General features: G+C 72.4%; 22 protein-coding genes. 13 read left to right on the forward strand and 9 right to left on the reverse strand.

Going from position 1 to position 18,653, the window contains the following annotated elements; all coding sequences use genetic code 11:
* Nucleotides 1–704 (forward strand): SelB C-terminal domain-containing protein (locus AB0F81_RS38270; RefSeq protein WP_360205860.1); only part of this gene is annotated, 704 nt, incomplete at its 5' end.
* Here AB0F81_RS38270 and AB0F81_RS38275 read toward each other — a convergent pair.
* Both AB0F81_RS38275 and AB0F81_RS38280 read right to left on the reverse strand, forming a co-directional pair.
* Entirely contained in the window at nucleotides 688–1,098 is a 411-nt protein-coding gene (locus AB0F81_RS38275; protein ID WP_360205863.1) for a VOC family protein, read from the reverse strand. The two genes, AB0F81_RS38270 and AB0F81_RS38275, sit on opposite strands and share 17 nt — an antisense overlap.
* Complete coding sequence (locus tag AB0F81_RS38280) at nucleotides 1,095–1,505, reverse strand: helix-turn-helix transcriptional regulator (RefSeq protein ID WP_360205943.1); 411 nt, start codon at nucleotides 1,503–1,505, stop codon at nucleotides 1,095–1,097. The genes AB0F81_RS38275 and AB0F81_RS38280 overlap by 4 nt, the downstream gene beginning before the upstream one ends.
* Before the next feature lie 165 nt (nucleotides 1,506–1,670).
* Between AB0F81_RS38280 and AB0F81_RS38285 the strand changes: the two genes are divergently transcribed.
* The 5 genes from AB0F81_RS38285 to AB0F81_RS38305 all read left to right on the forward strand — a co-directional run bounded on the left by AB0F81_RS38285 (nucleotide 1,671) and on the right by AB0F81_RS38305 (nucleotide 6,924).
* On the forward strand, nucleotides 1,671–3,095 hold the full coding sequence (locus tag AB0F81_RS38285) for a basic amino acid/polyamine antiporter (protein WP_360205866.1): 1,425 nt from the start codon (nucleotides 1,671–1,673) through the stop codon (nucleotides 3,093–3,095).
* Nucleotides 3,096–3,115: 20 nt separating this feature from the next.
* The gene (gene arcA / locus AB0F81_RS38290; RefSeq protein ID WP_360205870.1) at nucleotides 3,116–4,357 is read left to right on the forward strand and encodes an arginine deiminase; all 1,242 of its coding nucleotides are present in this window, start codon (nucleotides 3,116–3,118) and stop codon (nucleotides 4,355–4,357) included.
* A 1-nt stretch (nucleotide 4,358) separates the two neighbouring features.
* Nucleotides 4,359–5,036 carry a MarC family protein gene (locus tag AB0F81_RS38295; RefSeq protein WP_360205873.1) on the forward strand — a complete coding sequence of 226 codons (678 nt, stop codon included), beginning with the start codon at nucleotides 4,359–4,361 and terminating at the stop codon, nucleotides 5,034–5,036.
* 101 nt (nucleotides 5,037–5,137) lie between these two features.
* Nucleotides 5,138–5,404, forward strand: a complete 267-nt coding sequence (locus AB0F81_RS38300; protein WP_360205876.1) for a hypothetical protein — start codon at nucleotides 5,138–5,140, stop codon at nucleotides 5,402–5,404.
* 89 nt (nucleotides 5,405–5,493) lie between these two features.
* Nucleotides 5,494–6,924 carry a phospholipid carrier-dependent glycosyltransferase gene (locus AB0F81_RS38305; protein WP_360205945.1) on the forward strand — a complete coding sequence of 477 codons (1,431 nt, stop codon included), beginning with the start codon at nucleotides 5,494–5,496 and terminating at the stop codon, nucleotides 6,922–6,924.
* Here the strand turns inward: AB0F81_RS38305 and AB0F81_RS38310 are convergent.
* Nucleotides 6,921–7,319: an MmcQ/YjbR family DNA-binding protein gene (locus tag AB0F81_RS38310; RefSeq protein WP_360205879.1), complete on the reverse strand. Its 399-nt coding sequence runs from the start codon at nucleotides 7,317–7,319 to the stop codon at nucleotides 6,921–6,923. The two genes, AB0F81_RS38305 and AB0F81_RS38310, sit on opposite strands and share 4 nt — an antisense overlap.
* A gap of 5 nt (nucleotides 7,320–7,324) precedes the next feature.
* Nucleotides 7,325–8,182, reverse strand: coding sequence for a LysR family transcriptional regulator (locus AB0F81_RS38315; protein WP_360205882.1), 858 nt, complete (start codon nucleotides 8,180–8,182; stop codon nucleotides 7,325–7,327).
* A gap of 69 nt (nucleotides 8,183–8,251) precedes the next feature.
* On the opposite strand from AB0F81_RS38315, the gene AB0F81_RS38320 reads away from it, so the two are divergent.
* From AB0F81_RS38320 to AB0F81_RS38335, 4 genes are read left to right on the forward strand one after another with little or no spacing between them, the layout of a single operon-like run.
* Entirely contained in the window at nucleotides 8,252–9,136 is an 885-nt protein-coding gene (locus tag AB0F81_RS38320; RefSeq protein WP_360205885.1) for an EamA family transporter, read from the forward strand.
* Nucleotides 9,137–9,156: 20 nt separating this feature from the next.
* On the forward strand, nucleotides 9,157–10,131 hold the full coding sequence (locus tag AB0F81_RS38325; RefSeq protein ID WP_360205888.1) for a helix-turn-helix transcriptional regulator: 975 nt from the start codon (nucleotides 9,157–9,159) through the stop codon (nucleotides 10,129–10,131).
* Complete coding sequence (locus tag AB0F81_RS38330) at nucleotides 10,079–10,996, forward strand: aminoglycoside phosphotransferase (RefSeq protein WP_360205890.1); 918 nt, start codon at nucleotides 10,079–10,081, stop codon at nucleotides 10,994–10,996. Before AB0F81_RS38325 ends, AB0F81_RS38330 begins: the two co-directional genes overlap by 53 nt.
* 59 nt (nucleotides 10,997–11,055) lie before the next feature.
* Nucleotides 11,056–12,249 (forward strand): erythromycin esterase family protein, encoded by a 1,194-nt coding sequence (locus AB0F81_RS38335; RefSeq protein ID WP_360205893.1) that lies wholly within the window; start codon nucleotides 11,056–11,058, stop codon nucleotides 12,247–12,249.
* Here AB0F81_RS38335 and AB0F81_RS38340 read toward each other — a convergent pair.
* Entirely contained in the window at nucleotides 12,233–12,502 is a 270-nt protein-coding gene (locus AB0F81_RS38340; protein ID WP_360205896.1) for a hypothetical protein, read from the reverse strand. The genes AB0F81_RS38335 and AB0F81_RS38340 overlap by 17 nt on opposite strands.
* A 42-nt stretch (nucleotides 12,503–12,544) precedes the next feature.
* Nucleotides 12,545–13,564, reverse strand: coding sequence for a DUF4037 domain-containing protein (locus AB0F81_RS38345; protein ID WP_360205899.1), 1,020 nt, complete (start codon nucleotides 13,562–13,564; stop codon nucleotides 12,545–12,547).
* A gap of 11 nt (nucleotides 13,565–13,575) precedes the next feature.
* Between AB0F81_RS38345 and AB0F81_RS38350 the strand changes: the two genes are divergently transcribed.
* Nucleotides 13,576–14,598, forward strand: a complete 1,023-nt coding sequence (locus tag AB0F81_RS38350; protein ID WP_360205902.1) for an aminoglycoside phosphotransferase — start codon at nucleotides 13,576–13,578, stop codon at nucleotides 14,596–14,598.
* Nucleotides 14,599–14,620: 22 nt separating this feature from the next.
* On the opposite strand, the gene AB0F81_RS38355 is transcribed toward AB0F81_RS38350, so the two are convergent.
* The gene (locus AB0F81_RS38355; RefSeq protein ID WP_360205905.1) at nucleotides 14,621–15,220 is read right to left on the reverse strand and encodes a TetR/AcrR family transcriptional regulator; all 600 of its coding nucleotides are present in this window, start codon (nucleotides 15,218–15,220) and stop codon (nucleotides 14,621–14,623) included.
* Nucleotides 15,221–15,458: 238 nt separating this feature from the next.
* On the opposite strand from AB0F81_RS38355, the gene AB0F81_RS38360 reads away from it, so the two are divergent.
* Nucleotides 15,459–16,364, forward strand: coding sequence for an aldo/keto reductase (locus AB0F81_RS38360; RefSeq protein ID WP_360205948.1), 906 nt, complete (start codon nucleotides 15,459–15,461; stop codon nucleotides 16,362–16,364).
* Between the two features lie 74 nt (nucleotides 16,365–16,438).
* On the opposite strand, the gene AB0F81_RS38365 is transcribed toward AB0F81_RS38360, so the two are convergent.
* Both AB0F81_RS38365 and AB0F81_RS38370 read right to left on the reverse strand, forming a co-directional pair.
* A complete protein-coding gene (locus AB0F81_RS38365; protein ID WP_360205907.1) occupies nucleotides 16,439–17,677 on the reverse strand; it encodes a DUF6596 domain-containing protein in 1,239 nt (412 codons plus the stop codon).
* Nucleotides 17,674–18,075 (reverse strand): YciI family protein, encoded by a 402-nt coding sequence (locus AB0F81_RS38370; RefSeq protein ID WP_360205910.1) that lies wholly within the window; start codon nucleotides 18,073–18,075, stop codon nucleotides 17,674–17,676. The genes AB0F81_RS38365 and AB0F81_RS38370 overlap by 4 nt, the downstream gene beginning before the upstream one ends.
* A 32-nt stretch (nucleotides 18,076–18,107) precedes the next feature.
* Between AB0F81_RS38370 and AB0F81_RS38375 the strand changes: the two genes are divergently transcribed.
* A complete protein-coding gene (locus tag AB0F81_RS38375) occupies nucleotides 18,108–18,626 on the forward strand; it encodes a hypothetical protein (protein WP_360205913.1) in 519 nt (172 codons plus the stop codon).
* Nucleotides 18,627–18,653: the final 27 nt, after the last annotated feature.

Raw genomic sequence — 18,653 nt, forward strand, 5'->3', positions numbered from 1 at the left:
GGCGCGGTGCGGCCGCCCGCCGCGCCGCCGACCTGACCGCTGCTCCCGGCCTCGCCGGTGAGCTGAGCCGGCGCCTGCTGATCCACCGCGACGACCTGCGCCGGATGGGGGTGCCCGACGACGGCGTCCCGGTGGCCGGGGACTGGTTCGCCGACCCGCGGCACTGGGCCGGCCTGCGCGAACGGCTCGCCGAGGAGGTGGCCCGGCACCGCGCCGAGCATCCGCTGGAGCCGGGCGCCCCGCTGGAGTCACTGCGGCACCGGCTCGGCCTGCCCGACCGGTCACTGGTCGAAGCCCTGGTCACGCCGCCGCTGCGGGTCAGCGGCGGCCGGGTGAGCGCGGGGACACCGGGCGTCCCGGACGAGCTGGTGGCCGCGATCGGTCAGGCGTTCGGCGACGAGCCGTTCGTGGCGCCGGAGGCACACCGGCTCGCCGAACTCGGTTTGGGCCCGCGGCAGATCGGCGCGGCCGTGCGGACCGGGCTCGCCGTGCGCCTCGACGGCAACGTGCTGCTGCCGCCCGGCGCGCCCCAGCGGGCGGCGGAGATCCTGGCCGGGCTGCCGCAGCCGTTCACGCTCAGCGAGGCCCGCCAGGCGCTGGGCACCACCCGCCGGGTCGCGGTGCCGCTGCTGGAGCTGCTCGACCGCACGGGCGTGACGCGGCGCCTGCCCGACGACCGCCGCACGGTCACGCCGCCTGATTGATCCTGATCATGTTGCCGGCCGGGTCGCGGAACGCGCAGTCGCGCACGCCCCACGGCTGGTCCATCGGCTCCTGCACCACGTCGCCGCCGGCGGCCTGCACCTTCTCGAAGGTGTCGTCCACGTCCGGGGTGCTGAGCACGATCCCGGCGTAGCTGCCCTTGGCCATCAGCTCGGCGATGGTGCGCCGCTCGTCGTCGGTGATGCCCGGGTCGGTGGCCGGGGGCTGCAGCACGATCGAGGTCTGCGGCTGGCCGGGCGGGCCGACGGTGATCCAGCGCATGTCGCCGTAGCCCACGTCGTTGCGGACCTCGAAGCCGAGCGCGTCACGGTAGAAGGTCAGCGACTGCTCCGGGTCGTCGGCCGGCAGGAACGTGTTGTGAATGGTGAGGTTCATGCCTGCGATGCTAGGTGCGCCCTGGTGGGTGTGGCTTCTCTGTTCCTGATCGGTCGCATGACCTGTTTGGCGACGCACCCGGGCAGCCCCTTGGCGTCGTGCACGGCGATCCGCCGGTACTCACTCGGCGAGATCCCGACCAGCTCGGAGAAGCGGGTGCTGAACGTGCCCAGCGACGAACAGCCGACCGCGAAGCACACCTCGGTCACCGACAGGTCGCCGCGGCGCAGCAGGGTCATCGCCCGCTCGATGCGCCGGGTCATCAGATAGCTGTACGGCGACTCGCCGAACGCGGCCCGGAACTGACGGCTCAGATGCCCGGCGGACAGGTGCACGCCCCGGGCCAGGGCCTCCACGTCGAGCGGCTGCGCGTAGTCACGGTCGATGCGGTCACGGACCCGGCGCATCAGGACCAGCTCGCGCAGGCGCGGGTCGTTGCTACTGCTCACCGGCCCAGCGTGCCCGGTCGGGCGCCCCGGTGTCCACCTCATCCGTTGCGGATGAGGCGGGCTACGCCGCTCACCTCTTAGCGTCCCGGTGGGCGTACCGACCGGCCTACGGGAGGTGTGGCAGTGACCGACACGGGGACCGCGACCCAGCAGTCGTCCGTACAGAAACTGACCTTCACCACGATGACCATGATGGTCGTCGGTGGCATGGTCGGCGCCGGGGTCTTCTCCCTGCCGAGCCGTTTCGCCGCCGAGACCGGCGTGCTCGGCGCGCTGATCGCCTGGCTGATCGCCGGGTCCGGCATGCTGATGCTGGCGTTCGTCTTCCAGACCCTGGCGATGCGCCGGCCGGATCTGGACGCCGGGGTGTACGCCTACGCGAAGGCCGGGTTCGGCGAGTACCTGGGGTTCTTCTCCGCCTTCGGCTACTGGGCCAGCGCCTGCGTGGGCAACGTGACCTACTGGGTGCTGATCATGTCCACGGTCGGTGCGATCGCGCCGGCCCTCGGTGACGGCGACACGGTCCTGTCGGTGCTGCTCTCCTCGATCGGCGTGTGGGTCTTCTTCTACCTGGTCCAGCGCGGGGTCAAGGACGCGGCGGCGATCAACCGGATCGTCACGATCGCCAAGGTCGTGCCCATCCTGGTGTTCGTCCTGCTCGCCCTGTTCGCCCTGGATCCGCAGGTGTTCGCCGACAACCTGCGCGGCGGCACCGACTACGGCTCGCTGTTCGACCAGGTCAAGGGCACCATGCTGGTCACCGTCTTCGTCTTCCTCGGGGTGGAGGGCGCCAGCGTCTACTCCCGGCACGCCAAGCGGCGTGAGGACGTCGGCCGGGCCACCGTCCTCGGCTTCCTGGCCGTGTTCGCCGTCTTCGCGTCGGTGACCATCGTGTCCTACGGCATCCTGCCGGCCGCCGAGATCGCCGAGCTGCGCCAGCCGTCGATGGGCGGGGTCCTCGAGGCAGCCGTCGGCGAGTGGGGCAAGGCGCTGGTCAGCGTCGGCCTGATCGTCTCGGTGCTGGGCGCCTACCTCGCCTGGACGCTGATGGCCGCCGAGGTGCTCTACGTCGCGGCCAAGGACGACGACATGCCGCGTTTCCTGGGCCGCACGACCCGTGGCGACGTCCCGTTCAACGCCCTGCTGCTGTCCACGATCCTGGTCCAGACCGTGCTGGTGGTCACCTACTTCTCGGAGGACGCCTTCAATTTCGCCCTCGACCTGACCAGCGCGCTCACCCTGATCCCGTTCCTGCTCGCCGCCGGGTACGCCCTGAAGCTGGCGATCAGCGAGCGCAACCCGGTACGCGAGCTGGTGGTGGCCGTGATCGCCGTCGGTTACACGATCTTCCTGCTGGTGGCGGCCGGCCCGAGGTTCCTGCTCCTGTCGTTCATCATCTACGCCCCGGCCACCCTGCTGTTCGTCCAGGCCCGCCGGGAACAGGGCCGGCGGCTGTTCTCCGGTCCCGAACTCGTCATCCTCGCCGTCTCGGTCCTCGGCGCCGTCGCCGGTGTCGTCGCGCTGGCGGCCGGCTGGATCTCCATCTGACCCCCTCCAGGAGGAACGTCATGCCCGTCAACCACGGCGTGTACTCGGAAGTCGGCCGGCTGCGCAAGGTGCTGGTCTGCTCGCCCGGTCTGGCCCACCGGCGGCTCACCCCGACCAACGCGGACGACCTGCTGTTCGACGACGTGATGTGGGTGGAGAACGCGCAGCGCGACCACGCCGACTTCGTCAACAAGCTGCGCAACCGCGGCGTCGAGGTGGTCGAGTTGCACGAGCTGCTCGCCGAGACGATGGCGCTGCCGGACGCGAAGGCGTGGCTGCTGGACCGCAAGATCATCGCGAACGAGGTGGGGGTGGGGCTGCTCACCGACACCCGGGCGTTCCTCGACGAGCTCAAGCCGCGCGAGCTGAGCGAGTTCCTGATCGGCGGGCTGGCCACCTCCGACCTGCCGGACGACTTCCGCTCCGGATACGTGGCGCTGGCCCGCGAGTCGACCGGCGTCCGCGAATATCTGATGCCGCCGCTGCCGAACACCCTCTACACCCGCGACACCACCTGCTGGCTCTACGGCGGGGTCACGCTGAACCCGCTGTACTGGCCGGCCCGGCACGACGAGACCCTGCTGATGAAGGCGATCTACCAGTTCCATCCGGACTTCGCCGGCAACACCGTCTGGTGGGGCGACCCGGAGCGGGACTGGGGGATGGCCACCTTCGAGGGCGGCGACGTGATGCCGATCGGCAACGGCGTCGTGCTGGTCGGGATGAGCGAGCGGACCTCGCGGCAGGCCATCACCCAGGTCGCCGCTGCCCTGTTCGCCCAGGGCGCGGCGGAGCGGGTGGTGGTCGCCGGCATGCCGAAGCTGCGGGCCGCGATGCACCTGGACACCGTGTTCACCTTCGCCGACCGCGACATCGTCACGCTGTACCCGACCATCATGGACGGCGTCCACACGTTCACCCTGGTGCCCAGCGACACGGAGCCCGGCGTCGAGGTGATCGACGAGGGTGACCGCGCGTTCGTCGACGTGGTCGCCTCCTCGCTCGGCCTCAAGGAACTGCGGGTGATCGAGACCGGCGGCGACGTGTACGCCTCCGAGCGCCAGCAGTGGGACAGCGGCAACAACGCGGTCGCGGTCGAGCCCGGGGTGGTGTTCACCTACGACCGCAACACCACGACCAACACGCTGCTGCGCCGCGCCGGGGTCGAGGTGATCACCATCGTCGGCGCCGAGCTGGGCCGGGGCCGTGGTGGCGGGCACTGCATGACCTGCCCGCTGATCCGTGACGGTCTGGACTTCTGAGGTGTCCTTCAAGTACGAGGCGCTGGTGCTGTTCCTGGCGCTGTTCGCCCTCTACAGCCCGGTGGCGGCGCTGTCGTCGTACCTGCCGATCGTGCGCCCGTTCAGCCACGCCCAGCAGCTGCGGCTGGCGCTGGGCCTGGCCGGCAATGTGACGGTCTTCGTGCTGCTCGCCATCTGGGTGGGGGAGCCGCTGCTGGAGCTGCTCGGGATCAGCACGGCGGCACTGACCGCGACCGGCGGCATCGCGCTGATCCTGGCCGCGGTGCCGCTGATGCGCGGCACCGGGGCCGTGGTCCCGGCAGCCGTGCCCGTTGCGGTGCCGGCCACGGCTGCCACCGACGCCCCGGCGCCGGCCGGGCAGGCGGATCCGCGGTCGGTGCTGTTCACCCCGATCACCTTCCCGCTGACGGTCGGCGGGACCACGTTCGCCTTCGGCGTCGCGGCCTCCGCCGACGCGGGCAGCACGGTCGGCCGGCTCTGGCTGTCGGTGGCCGCGATCGCGTACGCCGTGGTGACCGGCGTGACCCTCTATCTCTCCGGGCACGTCGAGCGCCGGATCTCCGCGGCCGCCGCGGCGATTCTCGACCGGATCGCCGGCATCCTGTTGACCAGCATCGCGGTGGTGCTGCTGGTCAACGGCTTCACCGACCTGGTCTACGCCCGCTGGGGCACCGGATGACCTATTATCCTAGGATGCTTTAGGATGAGTGCGCGGGACCATTGCTGGGTAAGACTTGGCGGGCGTGATGGGCTGTCCGGGATGGGGCGGGTGAGGTCGACATGGCCACGAGAGACACGCGTCGAGAGTTCGACGAGATCGTCGGTCGGCTGACCGCCGACTATCCCTCGCTGACGCGGCCGGTGCGCCTGCTGCCGCGGCGGGTGGTGCTGATCCTGCTCGCCGTCGGGGGAGGCCTGCTCTGGGCCGGGCTCAACGTGCTGATGGTGGTGACCGGCACGGTCGGCGTGATCATCACCTGTGCGGTGGTGGGGGTCGTGCTCGCCGTCGCCCTGCACCGCGAGCACCGCAGGCGCCGCCGGTGGTGATCGCCGCCTAGGATCGCGGCGTGACTGCGGCTGCGACGGCGGAGACCGATCTCGTTCCGGCATCGGGCACGCCCGCGGCGCCCGTCGGTGTGCCCGCGATCGTGCGGCGCCGGCTGGCCGGTGTGGAGCGGCGGCTGGGTCCGTACTCGTGGCTGGTCACCGCGGTGGTGGTGGCGATCGCGGCGATCCTGCGGCTGCGCGGCGTCACCAGCCCGAGAGGGCTGGTGTTCGACGAGGTCTACTACCCGACCGACGCCTGGGACATGCTGCGGCGCGGCGTCGAGTGGGACGAGGCGAACAACGGCCCGGCGTTCGTGGTGCACCCGCCGCTGGGCAAGTGGCTGATCGCGCTGGGCGAGGCCGCGTTCGGCAACAACGAGCTGGGCTGGCGGTTCCCGGCCGCGGTCGCCGGCACGCTGATGGTGCTGATCCTCGTCCGGCTGGCCTACCGGTTGTTCGGGTCGGTCGTGCTGGCCGGCCTGGCCGGGCTGCTGATGGCGCTGGACGGCTTCCACCTGGTGCTGTCGCGCATGTCGCTGCTGGACATCTTCCTCGGCCTGTTCGTGCTGGCCACGTTCGCGGCCATGGTGCTCGACCGGGACCACTACCGGGGGCGCCTGCTGCGGGCGCTGGAGCGCGGCGACGATCCGGCGCGGACCCGGATCGTGCCGTGGTGGCTGCTCGCCGCCGGTGTGCTGTTCGGGCTGGCCTGCGGGGTCAAGTGGAGCGCGCTGTTCTTCCTGCCGTTCTTCGCGGTGCTGATCGTGGCCTGGCGGGTGCAGGCGCGCCGCTCCGCCGGGATCGGCCGGCCGCTGCGCGCCGGGCTGGCCGGTGACCTGGGCTGGGGGCTGCTCAGCGTCGTGCTGACCGGGGTGTTCTACCTGGCCACGTGGACCGGCTGGTTCGTCACGAGCACCGGCTACTTCCGCAACTACCGGCCGGACAGCGCGCTGCTGAGCCTGTGGCACTACCACTCGGTGGCGTTCGGTTTCCACAGCGGGCTGACCAAGCCGCATCCGTACCAGTCGTGGCCGTGGCAGTGGCTGCTGCTCGGCCGGCCGGTGGCGTTCTACTTCCCGAACACCGGCGACTGCGTGCCGCCGGCGTGCGCCCGGGAGATCCTGCTGCTGGGCACGCCGATCCTGTGGTGGTCGTTCCTGCCGGCGCTGGCCGCGCTGCTGTGGCTGGGCATCGCGCGCCGCGACTGGCGGGCCTGCGCGATCCTCACCGGGGCGGCCGCGGGCCTGCTGCCGTGGTTCTGGTTCGCGATCGCGGACGGCCGGACGATGTTCTCGTTCTACGCGCTGCCGGCCCTGCCGTTCCTGATCCTCGCCGTGGTCTACGTGCTGGGCGCGCTGCTCACCCCGCCCGGCCGGCGGCTGACCGGGGTGGTGGTCGCCGGTGTCTACGTCACCCTGGTCGCGCTCAGCTTCGCCTACTTCCATCCGATCTTCGTCGGGCAGCCGATCCCGTACGAGAGCTGGTCGGTGCGGATGTGGCTGGGCAGCCGCTGGATCTAGGCGCGGCGGGCGTCGAGGGCGGCGACCCGGCGGACCCCGGCGGTGCGCCGGTAACTGGCGTCCAGCAGCTCCTCGATCTCGTCCCAGTCGGTGCTGTCGTCCAGGTCGATGCCGACCCAGCCGGCCGGGCCCAGGTAGGCGGGCAGGTAGCAGCGTTTCTCCGCCAGCAGCGCGTCGCGGTCGCCGGGGTCGGCGAGCACCAGGATCGACTGCTCGTGCTGTTCCCAGTCGCCGTCGACCTTCACCGAGCCGCCGTAGTAGGCGAACACCTTCGTGGTGTAGAACGCCGGATGCCCGTGCGAGATCTTCTCGGCCGCGTCGGGCAGGTCCAGGGCGATGGCCCGGACCCGGGCGAGCAGCGGGTCGGCGTCGTCGAACATCAGTGGATGCGCCATGCCTGTCAGGATGCCGCATCGGTGCCGCCGTAGGCGTCCCGGCTCAGCCGGACCAGCTCGTCCAGGCCGGCCGGCGGGTCGTCGCGCCACCAGGCCAGCCACACCTGGATGCGGGGCGCGTGCCGCAGCGTGCGGTAGGCGACGCCAGGGCGCGGGTTCTGGTTGGCGGTCGCCTCCGAGGTGATGCCGACGGCCTGGCCGGCGGCGATCAGGGTCAGCCACTCATCGACGCCGTGGGTGGCGCGCACCGTCGCCGGAGCGGGGCCGGGATCCCACAGGTCCAGGGTGGTGGTGCCGGTACGGTCGTCGATCGCCACCGGGTAGCGGGCCAGGTCGGACACCCGTACCGTCCGGTGCCGGGCGAGCGGGTTGTCGGTGGCGACCGCGGCGCACCGGCCCTCGGTGCCGATCAGCGCGGTGGCGAACCGCGGGTCGTGCAACGCCCGGCGCACGACGGCCACGTCGGCGGTGCCCTCGCTGAGCCCGGCGGTGACCGTGTTGGACTGCACGAAGACCATCGGCGCGCCGGTCCACGCCCGTTGCAGCCGGCGGGTGTGCTTGCCGAGGGCGGCCCAGGCGTAACCGACGCGCAGTTCGCTGCGGGACTGCTCGGCGATGCGCTGCAGGTGCGCCACCTCGTCGAGGATGCGCCGGGCGGTGGCGAGCACCTGGGTGCCGCGTGCGGTCAGCGCGACGTGGCGGGTGCTGCGTTCCAGCACCCGCAGGCCCAGCGTGGCTTCCAGGGCGGCGATCGACCGGGACACCGCCGCCTGCGAGACGTCCAGTTCGGCGGCGGCGTCGGTGAACGTCCCGGCGTCCACCACGGCGACCAGCGCGCGCAGGTGCCGCAGCTCGACATTCATGCGCTGAGCGTATAACCGGGGCGGGCCGCGTATTTCTCCCGGCGGGCCGGGCCCGCCGAGACTGACGCGGTGAGACACGAACGACTGCTCGGGCTCGCCACCATGGTGGGCAGCGCGGCGAGCAACCAGATCGGCGCGGCCGTCGGCGCGCACGCGTTCGCGGCGATCGGCCCGGCCGGGGTGGTCGCGGTGCGCCAGTTCGTCGCCGCCGCCGTGCTGCTGCCGGTGGCCCGCCCCGACCCGCGCCGGTTCAGCTGGGCGCAGTGGTGGCCGACGCTGCTGCTCGGGCTGGTGTTCGCGACCATGAACCTGAGCCTGTACACGGCGGTCGACCGGGTCGGGCTGGGGCTGGCGGTCACCCTGGAGTTCCTCGGGCCGCTCGCGGTGGCGCTGGCCGGTTCGCGGACCCGCCGGGACCTGCTGTGTGCGCTCGGCGCCGGCGTGGGCGTCTACGTGCTGGTGCTGCCGGACGCGTCCAGTGACTGGTTCGGCATCGGCGCCGGGCTGGTCGCGGCGGTCTGCTGGGCGGCGTACATCCTGCTGAACCGCCTGGTCGGGGCGCGCCTGCCGGGCCTGCAGGCGCCGGCGGCGGCGACCGCCGTCTCGGCGCTGCTCTACCTGCCGGTCGTGCTGGTCCTCGCGGCGCAGGGCCGGCTCGGCGCCGGTGCTCTGCTGTACGCCGTCGCCGCCGGCGTGCTGGCGTCGGTGATCCCGTACGCGGCCGACCTGATCGCGCTGCGCCGGGTGCCGCCGCGCCTGTTCGGGGTGGTGATGAGCGTCCACCCGGTGTTCGCCGCCCTCGCCGGTCTGGTGCTGCTCGGTGAGGCCCTGAGCGCCCACGAGTGGCTGGGTGTCGCGGTGGTGGTGATGGTCAACGCGGTCGCGGTCCGGCCTCACCCGAGTGGGGGACACCCACCCCACCGGAGACTTGCACGGAGTGTTAACGCAGGTTAAACCGGCGAAGTATGAACGCCGTGATCCCTACAACCAGGACGCTGAAGCTGACCGACCCGGACGCGATGGAGCAGACCTTCACCGCCGCGTACGGCAACCGGATGCGGTTCCGCCCCAACGGCGGCCGGCTGGTCATGTGCTATCAGCGCACCGAGGCCGGGGCGTTCGCTCTCGACAGCCTGATGCAGCCCGCCACCCTGGACTTCGCGATCGAGCCGGTCGTGCACCGGCTCGTGGTGACCCGGATGTCCTCGGCGCGGCTGGAACGCGCGTGCGGCGGCAGCGACGCGCGCTACGACACCGGAGACATCTTCCTGATGGCGTACCCCGACCTGCCCTACACGGTGCGCTACCACGCGGGCGGTGCCCACAACTGTGTGCTGGACCCGGCGGTGCTGAACCGGGTGGCGGCGGCCGCTCCCGGCCGGCGGCCGGCGCCGCTGCGGTTCACCTCGCTGGAACCACGGTCGCCGCGGGCGGCGGCGGACTGGGCGGCGACGCAGGCGTACGTGTCCGGGCTGCTCGAGAACCAGGAGACGGCGACCGCGCCGCTGGTGGTCGCCGCCGTCACGCAGCTGCTCGCCGCGGTCACGCTGGCGACGTTCCCGAACACGGCGCTGGTCGACCCGACGGTCACCGACCGGCATGACGCGTCCCCGGCGTCGCTGCGGCGGGCGATCGCCTACATCGAGTCGCACGCCTCCGAGGACATCTCGTCGGCGGACATCGCGGCCGCGGCGAACGTCTCGGTCCGCGCGGTGCAGCTGGCGTTCCGCCGGCATCGCGGGATGACGCCGCTGGCCTATCTGCGGCAGGTCCGGCTGGACGCCGTGCACCGGGAGCTGCTGGGCGGGGATCCGGAGCGGGTGAAGGTCTCGGCGGTGGCGGCCCGCTGGGGTTTCGCCGATCCGAGCCGGTTCTCCGCCCTCTACCGTGCCACCTATGGCGTCACACCCAGCACCACCCTTCGCGATTCCGCGTCCGCGTCTGGCTGACGCGCCGCCCGGCGTGCGGGCGGCGGTGGAGGGCCTGCTCGGCGGGCCGATCGGCGCCGAGCAGGCCGCCGAGGCCGGGTTCACGCACTCCATCGCGTCCGTCGTCACCGGCCGGTGCGGTCGCCGGCTGTTCGTCAAGGCCGCGGCGCCCGGCGACGCCGTCGAGGCCGGAATCGTGCTGGCGGCGGTGACCGGGGAGATCGGGCCCCGGCTGGCCGGCTCGGCGGCGGTCGGGGACTGGCGGGTGGCGGCCTACGAGGTCATCGAGGGCGAGACGCTGACCCGCTGGCAGGCCGCTGATCTGCCCGAGTTGCTGCGGGTGGTGCGGCGCATGCGGGAGCTGCTGGATCCGTCGCCGATCGCCGGCACCTCGCCGTACGCGCAGGCGTTCCTGCCGCTGCTGGGCGCCTGGCAGGCCTGGGAGCACACCGCGGACCATCCGCCGCTGCCGGTGGACCTGCCGGTCGCGCTGCTCGCCGAGCTGGAACGCCGCTGGCTGACCGCTCTGGCCGGCGGTGGCGCCCTGCAGCACGGGGATCTGCGGCGCGACAACGTCATCCGGCAGCCCGATGGCCGGTTGCGCATCGTGGACTGGACCCATCGGTGGACCGCGCCCGGCTGGATGGACCTGGTCCGGCTGGCCCCCGACCTGGCCGCGTGCGGCCACGATCCCGAGCAGGTGCTGCGGCGCTCGTGCTGGCGCGACGCTCCCGCCGGCGACGTGAACGTCGCGCTCGCCGGGCTGGCCGGCCGGGCCTGGCGCGACGGCCACCTGCCGGACCTGCCGGGGCTGCGCCGCATGCAACGCGAGCAGGGCCTCCACCTGCTCCGCTGGCTTGACCGTCGTTTGAGGGTTTGCTCCTGAAAACCCGGCCCAGTAGCGGCGAAGTCTCACTCGTCAGTTCAACGATACTGTTCAGGGGTATGACCGCTGTCCACACCTTCGACGCCGCGTCCGTCCTCGGCCTGCTGCCCGGTGCGCCCCGGCTGCTCGCCCTCGGTGAGCCCACCCACGGCGAGGACGTCCTGCTGGAGCTTCGCAACGACCTGTTCCGGCAGCTCGCCGAGGACCACCACTACCGCACCATCGCGATCGAGAGCGACTGCCTGCGGGCCCTGCTCGTCGACGACTACGTCACCACCGGCAAGGGTGATCTCGACGAGGTCATGGAGCACGGCTTCAGCCACGGTTTCGGGGCCTCCGCCGCCAACCGGGACCTGGTCCGCTGGATGCGCGACCACAACGACGGCCGGCCCGCCGCCGAGCAGGTGCGCTTCGCCGGGTTCGACGGGCCGCTGGAGATCGCCGCCGCCGACAGTCCCCGGCAGGCGCTCACCGCGCTGCACTCCTATCTGGCCGCTCGCGTCGACCCCGGGCTGCTGCCCTGCAGCGCGCCGGACCTCGACGACCTGCTCGGCCCCGACGAGCGGTGGACCGAACCGGCCGCCATGCGCGACCCGTCCCGCTCCGCCGGGCGCACCGCCGACGCCGACCGGCTGCGGTTGCTCACCGACGATCTCGCCGCCCTGCTCGACGCGCAGTCCCCGCAGCTGATCGCGGACGGCTTCGACCGGGCGCGCCTGCACGGGCGGACCGCCGCCGGGCTGCTGCGCTACCACCACGCGATGGCCGACACCTCGGCGGCGCGGATGGCGCGGGTGCTCGCCGCGCGGGCGGCGATCATGGCCGGCAACCTGCTCGCCGTCGCCGAGCACGGCCCGGCCCTGGTGCACGCCAACAACGGCCACCTTCAGCGGGACCTCGGCTCGATGCGGATGGGCGGCCCGCCGGTGCAGTGGTGGCCGGCCGGCGCGATCGTCAGCGCCCGGCTCGGCGCCGACTACGCGGTGGTGGCCACCGCCCTCGGCACGATCCGCCACCGCGGCGTCGGCACCCCGCCCGACGGCACCCTCGAAGGCCAGTTCTATGCGCTGCCGCAGGACCGGTTCCTCGTCGACCCCCGCCGCCTGACCGCGCCCCCGGCCGCACGGGTGTCCCCGTGGTTCGGCTACGCCCCGCTGGACCCGGCCCGGCTGGCGAACCTCGACGGGATCGTGTTCGTCAAGGACGCCCCCGAGGGCGAGATCTGGTGGCCGCCGGTCACGGATGGTGACTGAACCCGGCGGCCTCGGCCTCCTGCGCCGTACAGAAGAAGTGGTTGGTGAACGGGCTCACCGCATAGCGTTCGTCGGTCGGCAGCTGGTAGGAGTAGGCGGCGGCGAACGTCGTCCCGGCCACCGGCATGCCGCCGCAGCGCACCACCCAGGCGGGGTAGCGGGCGTAGGGAGAGACGAGCGGGACGAACGCGGCCACCACCCAGGTGACGGCGACCGACCCGGTGACCCAGAGGAAGAGCTTCGACTTCGACATGTCCCGCCCCGCTCGCAGCGATTTAGGCCTGTCATTGTCACACTAGAGATCAAGTAGGGCGCGGCACACCGCGGGCCGCTCCAGCACGTCGGTGTTGTCGCTGATCTGATCGATCGAGCCGGTCAGCGGCCGCCCGGCGAGCACCGGGTCCGTGATGGCCGAACGCAGCGCCCCGGCGTACCGGCCGGCGTCGATCACGTCGTACCCCCGGTCGAAGAACGACCGGCGCACCGCCGGCTGCGAGACGCTCAGGCCGAGGGCGTTCTGCCTGGTCCCGGCCTCTTCGTAGGCGGCGCACAGCGCCCCCGCGCGCTCGGCGAGCGCCGGCGCGCGCATCGCGGCCTCCAGCAGGGCGCGCGCCGGGTCGCCGCCGATCGCGGTCGAGAGCCATTTCTGGTACGGCGGCCAGCGCCGCTGCTGCAACAGCAACAGCCGGGCCAGGTCGCGGCAGAGGCGGCCGGTGACGATCCGCGACCCCAGATCGTCACCGGTCTCCGCGGTACGGGCGACGAACGCCTCCTCCTGCCCGATCCGCTGCCACTGGCAGGCCAGCACGTAACGCCACACGTCGGTGGGATACCAGCCCAGCCGCTGCCGGACGGCGCCGAGCTGCCCGGCCGGATCGTGGAAGACGGCCCCGCCGGTGAGCTCGGCGAACCGCTGCCACGGTGTCGCCAGCCAGTCGTGGACGGTGACCGGCTGCCGCGGGTCGAAGCCGAGCAGCTCGCGCAGCCAGCCGCCCAGCCCGGTGATCCGCACGTAGTGGTCGACCGGCCCGTCGGTGTCGGCCATCGACCGGACCCGCGTGCCCGGCGGCGCGAAGTGCGTGGGCCAGCCGCGGAACCGTTTCGGCAGCTCCCGGCTCAGCCGGGCGCTCAGGTCGCCGGGGTCGTCGAGGAACACCTCGAGCCGCGGCCCCCAGTCGTGGTCGGTGGAGCGGGCCGTGTCGTAGCCGAGCACGTCGCTGCCGGGCCCGATGCGGGCGGCGATGTGCGGCCGGTCGCCGAGCAGCGGGCGGACCGCCTCGGTGTAGAAGAGGCGGGCCAGTTCCCGGCCGGGCATATGGTCAGGAGGTGACATTGCCGCATGAGCTTATCCGTCCGGGGTGGACTGTCGAGGAGTTGCAGCACAGCACCGCCAACGAGATCACCGGCGGGGTGTGGCGGGTGCGCCGCGACGACGGCACGGCGATCCTGAAGGTGGCGACGCCGCGGCGGGCGGGTGCGGCGGCGCATCTGGCGGCGGGCGCCGAGCCGGGGCACTTCAACTACTGGCGGCGGGAGCCTCTCGCCTACGCGGCGGGGCTGCCCGCGACCGCGTTCGCCGACGGTGGTCTGTCCGGGCCGGCCTGCCTGTCGGCTGCGGACCGGCCGGACGGTTCGGTGGCGTTGTGGCTGGAAGACGTGGCGGGCACCCCGGGCATGTCGTTCGGGGCCACGGAACTGGGGGAGGTCGCGTACCGGATCGGCGTCGCCCAGGCCGGGTGGCTGGGCAGGCCGCCGCGGACCGCCTGGCTGGCGCGGGACTTCCTGCGCGACTACACGCTGGCGCAACCGGTGCCGGCCGGGCTGGACTGGGACCATCCGGCCGCGGTCGCGGCCTGGCCGCCGGCGCTGCGCGCCGGGCTGCGGCGCCTGTGGGAGCGCCGGCACGCGCTGCTGGCGGCCGCGGATGCGCTGCCGCGCACCCTCTGCCACCACGACCTGTGGCCGATGAATCTGATCGGTTCCGGTCGCGGGCCGGTCCTTCTCGATTGGGCGTACGTGGGATCCGGCGCGATCGGCGAGGACGCGGCGAACCTGGCGCTGGACACGTTCTGGGACGGCCTGGCCGACGTGGCGCTGCTGCCCGACGTGCTGGAGTCGGTCGCCGCCGGATATGCGCGGGGGCTGCGCGGCGTGGTGGGGGAGGATCTGGCCCGGCGGGCGGTGCGGGTGACCGGCGCCGCGAAGTACTTCTGGCTGGCGCCGCGCATGCTGGCGTCGGCGTGGAGCGGCCCGCGGCGTCCCGGTTACGACGCGCGGGAGCTGACCGAGATGTTCGCCGGCCGCACCCCGATGTTCCGGGTGATCGTGGAGTGGGCGGACGAGCTGTGACTCTCAGGTCGAGCTGTGACCCTCAGGCCGAGCGGTAGGTCCCGGCCCGGGCCGCCGCCAGTGCCGCGTCGGCGGCCCGGTCGGCGGCTGCCTCGTCGAGCGGGTCGCCGCTGATCAGCAGGCGGTAGTAGAGCGGCGCGGAGACGGCGCGGATGACTTCAGCTGGGTCGGTGCCCTCGGGCAGCTCCGATCGCTGGACGGCCTGTTCCACACAGGGCGCCCACTCGGCGATGCGCACCGCGTAGAAGCGGTGCAGCGCCTCGGCGGCGCGGGCGTCGCAGGTGGCGGCCACGATGACCGCGCGAAACAGCGGGCCCTGCCGCGGGTCGGTCAGGGTGCGCTGCACCAGGCGGGCGTTGGCGCGCAGGTCCTCGGCGACCGACCCGGTGTCGGTGCGCGGCGACGACGTCGCGGCCATGTCGTCGAGCAGGTCGGTGACGAGCGCGGCGGCCGTGCCCCAGCGGCGGTAGACGGTGGTCTTGCCGACCACCGCGCGGCGGGCCACGTCGGCCAGGTCGAGGCGGTCGAAGCCGTGCTCGACGAGCGCGTCGCCGGCGGCCTTGAGGACGGCCTCACGGACCCGGGCGGTACGCCCGCCGGGCCGGACTGTGCCGACAGTCATAACGGAACTCCAGTTTCATTAGTGGTACCGTGGCTCTCATATTAACGGAACTACGGTTCCTTTAGTGGGGAGGGTGCTGCCATGGAGTATCGACGATTGGGGTCGTCCGGGCTCACCGTGCCGGCTCTGAGTTTCGGCGCCGGCACGTTCGGGGGATCCGGGCCGCTCTTCGGGGCCTGGGGGGAGCACCGGCGCCGCCGAGGCGCGGCGGCTCGTCGACATCTGCCTGGATGCCGGGATCACCATGTTCGACACCGCGGACGTCTACTCCGACGGCGCCTCCGAGGAGGTGCTCGGCCAGGCGATCAAGGGCCGGCGCGACGCGGTGCTGCTGTCCACCAAGAGCGGGCTGCCGACCGGCGACGGGCCGCAGGACGCGGGCACGTCGCGGGCCCGGCTGATCCGCTCGGTCGACGCGGCGCTGCGCCGGCTCGGCACCGACCACATCGACCTGTACCAGCTGCACGCCTTCGACGCCGGCACCCCGGTCGAGGAGGTCGTGGCGGCCCTCGACGACCTGGTGCGGGCCGGGAAGATCCGCTACCTGGGCGCGTCCAACTTCGCCGGGTGGCAGCTGATGAAATCCCTGGCGGCGGCCGACCGCGGGCACCACAGCCGCTATGTGGCGCACCAGGTCTACTACTCGCTCGCCGGCCGGGACTACGAGTGGGAGCTGATGCCGCTCGGCCTCGACCAGGGCGTCGGCGCGGTGGTGTGGAGCCCGCTCGGCTGGGGCCGGCTCACCGGCAGGGTGCGCCGTGGCCGGCCGCTGCCGCCGGACAGCCGGCTGCACGCGACCGCCGAGTACGGGCCGCCGATCGACGACGAGCACCTGTACCGGGTGGTGGACGTGCTCGACGAGCTGTCTCAGGAGACCGGGCGGGCCATTCCCCAGATCGCCGTGAACTGGCTGCTGCGACGGCCCACCGTGGCGAGCGTCATCATCGGCGCCCGCAACGAGGAGCAGCTGCGGCAGAACATCGGCGCGGTGGGCTGGTCGCTCACCGCTGAGCAGGTCGCCCGGCTGGACGCGGCCAGCGCGCGTACCGCGCCGTATCCGTACTTCCCCTACCAGCGGCAGGAGGGTTTCGCCCGGCTCGCCGGTGGGCTGACGAAAACATACTATCTTCCTAGGATGCTTTAAAGGGTGTGCGGCAAGCCGCACACAGTGCAAAACCCGAAGGACGGCTTCGCCGACAACCCAAGAATTGATTTGGTTCAGCCGAGCCGACCGGCTCGGTCGAGCAGGTACCGCCGCTCGACGTGGTTGCCGGTCAGCCCGGCGGCCTCGCGGTAGAGCCGGGCCGCGCCGGTGGGGTCGCCGGTCAGCTGGAGCAGGTGGGCACGGACGGCGCGTTCGCGCTGCCGGGTCAGCGGGTCCCGGTCCAGGTGGTGGCGGTGGTTGAGGTCGTCGAGCAGGGCCAGGCCGCGGGCCGGGCCGTACGCTTTGGCGACCGCGACGACGCGGCTGAGCCGGACCGGGGCGGTGGGGGTGAGCCGTTCCAGCCACAGGTAGAGGACGGCGATCTGCGGCCAGTCCGTCTGCTGTGGTGTGGCGGCTGCGGCGTGCACGGCGGCGATCGCCGCCTGCAGCTGGTAGGGACCGGCCGGGTGGCGGTTCCACACGCCGTCGATCAGGTCGGTGCCTTCGCGGATCAGCTGTCGGCCCCACCGGCTGCGGTCCTGCTCGTCCAGCGGGACGAGGTGATAGTCCTGCTCGTCGCGCTCGCTCAGGCTGGTGCGGGCGGCGCGCCGGGCGTCGGTGAGCAGCATGAGCGCGAGCAGGCCGGTGACCTCGGGGTGGTGCGGCAGAGAGGCGTGCAGCATGCGGGTCAGCCGGATCGCTTCGGCGGTGAGGTCGACGCGGGTGAGTTCGCCGCCGGTGGTGGCGGTGTAGCCCTCGTTGAAGATCAGGTAGAGGACCTGGGTGACGGCGGCGACGCGGGTGTCGCGGTCGGTGTCGGTGGGTGGGGTGAAGCGGGCGCCGGCGCGGGCGAGTTGTTGTTTGGCGCGGCTGATCCGGGTGCCCATGGTGGTTTCGGTGGTGCCGTGGGCGTGGGCGATCTCGGCGGTGGTGAGGCCGCCGACGGCGCGCAGGGTGAGGGCGACCTGGGAGGTGGTGCTGAGGGCGGGGTGGCAGCAGAGCAGGAGCAGGGTGAGGCTGTCGTCGGTTTCCGGTGCCGGCGCGTGGCTGGTGGGGTCGGCGGTGGCGTGGTGTTCGCGGCGGCGGCGGGCCTGTTCGGCGCGCAGCAGGTCGACCATCTTGTGGTATCCGATGCGGATCAGCCAGCTGCGGGGGTTGTCCGGGACGCCGCCGGCGGGCCAGGTCTGGCTGGCGGCGAGCAGGGCTTCCTGGACGGCGTCCTCGGCGAGGGCGAAGTGGCCGAATCGGCGGACGAGGGCGCCGAGCACCTGTGGCGCTTCGGTGCGCAGCAGGTGTTCGACGTGGGGTGTCATGCGGCGAAGTCCTCGCCCATGATGGGGCGGATCTCGATGGGTTCGCCGAGGACGTCGACGATGCGGGTGACGATGTCGACGGCGCGGTCGTGGCTGGCGACGTCGATGACGGCGAAGCTGGCGAGGACTTCTTTGAGTTCGGCGAAGGGGCCGTCGGTGGCGGTGACGCCGTCGGGGGTTTTGCGGATGGTGGTGCTGACAGCGGGGTGGCCGAGGCCTTCGCTGGTGACGAATTCGCCGGTGGCGACGAGTTCCTGTTCGAATTTCTGGTAGGCGGCGAACGCGGCGAGGGCGTCGTCGGTGGGGGTGTCGGCGGTGGCGGCGTCCCAGGCGGCGGCCGGGGTGTAGGCGAGCAGCAGGTATTTCATGGTGGTCTCCTTCGTCGTGGTGTTGAGCATGGCTACCTCGGTGCGGGGGTGGGGATCTCGACATGGTGGGTCTGTGGCGTAGGTCACAGGCGGTGGGTGTCGAGATGGGGGTGGCGGCTGCGAGGTGGCGGCAAGCACTCACCGAGGAGGACGAGATGAGCGAGAACCCGCAGCCGAGCGCCGATCTGCAGGCCTTGGACCGGCTGGTCGGCACGTGGAAGGTGTCCGGGGGCGCGGAGGGGACCGTGCGGTACGAGTGGATGGCCGGGCGTTACTTCCTGTTGCAGCACGTGGAGTTGAGCCAGTTCGGTCAGACGACGACCGGGCTGGAAGTGATCGGGAATCTGCGCCCGTTCGGGGAGCCGGCCGGTGCGGATGTGGTGTCGCGGTTCTATGACGCGTCGGGCAACACGTTCGACTACGTGTACGAGCTGGACGGTGACACGTTGACGATCTGGGCGGAGGCGAAGGGGAGCCCGGCGTTCTATCGGGGGTCGTTCAACGCCGGTGGGACGGTGGTTGCCGGGGAGTGGACGTACCCGGGTGGTGGTGGTTACGCGTCGACGATGACGCGGGTCTGATCGGCCGGCGCGTCCCCCGGTCGCGGG

The sequence above is a fragment of the Actinoplanes sp. NPDC024001 genome, from assembly GCF_040638955.1.
Lineage (GTDB): Bacteria > Actinomycetota > Actinomycetes > Mycobacteriales > Micromonosporaceae > Actinoplanes.

Coding starts and splice junctions, on each gene's coding strand:
- AB0F81_RS38275 (WP_360205863.1), bottom strand. CDS start 1,098: ATGAACCTCACCATTCACAACACGTTCCTGCCGGCCGACGACCCGGAG.
- AB0F81_RS38280 (WP_360205943.1), bottom strand. CDS start 1,505: ATGCGCCGGGTCCGTGACCGCATCGACCGTGACTACGCGCAGCCGCTC.
- arcA (WP_360205870.1), top strand. CDS start 3,116: ATGCCCGTCAACCACGGCGTGTACTCGGAAGTCGGCCGGCTGCGCAAG.
- AB0F81_RS38300 (WP_360205876.1), top strand. CDS start 5,138: ATGGCCACGAGAGACACGCGTCGAGAGTTCGACGAGATCGTCGGTCGG.
- AB0F81_RS38310 (WP_360205879.1), bottom strand. CDS start 7,319: ATGGCGCATCCACTGATGTTCGACGACGCCGACCCGCTGCTCGCCCGG.
- AB0F81_RS38315 (WP_360205882.1), bottom strand. CDS start 8,182: ATGAATGTCGAGCTGCGGCACCTGCGCGCGCTGGTCGCCGTGGTGGAC.
- AB0F81_RS38330 (WP_360205890.1), top strand. CDS start 10,079: ATGGCGTCACACCCAGCACCACCCTTCGCGATTCCGCGTCCGCGTCTG.
- AB0F81_RS38335 (WP_360205893.1), top strand. CDS start 11,056: ATGACCGCTGTCCACACCTTCGACGCCGCGTCCGTCCTCGGCCTGCTG.
- AB0F81_RS38340 (WP_360205896.1), bottom strand. CDS start 12,502: ATGTCGAAGTCGAAGCTCTTCCTCTGGGTCACCGGGTCGGTCGCCGTC.
- AB0F81_RS38345 (WP_360205899.1), bottom strand. CDS start 13,564: ATGCCCGGCCGGGAACTGGCCCGCCTCTTCTACACCGAGGCGGTCCGC.
- AB0F81_RS38355 (WP_360205905.1), bottom strand. CDS start 15,220: ATGACTGTCGGCACAGTCCGGCCCGGCGGGCGTACCGCCCGGGTCCGT.
- AB0F81_RS38365 (WP_360205907.1), bottom strand. CDS start 17,677: ATGACACCCCACGTCGAACACCTGCTGCGCACCGAAGCGCCACAGGTG.
- AB0F81_RS38370 (WP_360205910.1), bottom strand. CDS start 18,075: ATGCTCAACACCACGACGAAGGAGACCACCATGAAATACCTGCTGCTC.
- AB0F81_RS38375 (WP_360205913.1), top strand. CDS start 18,108: ATGGTGGGTCTGTGGCGTAGGTCACAGGCGGTGGGTGTCGAGATGGGG.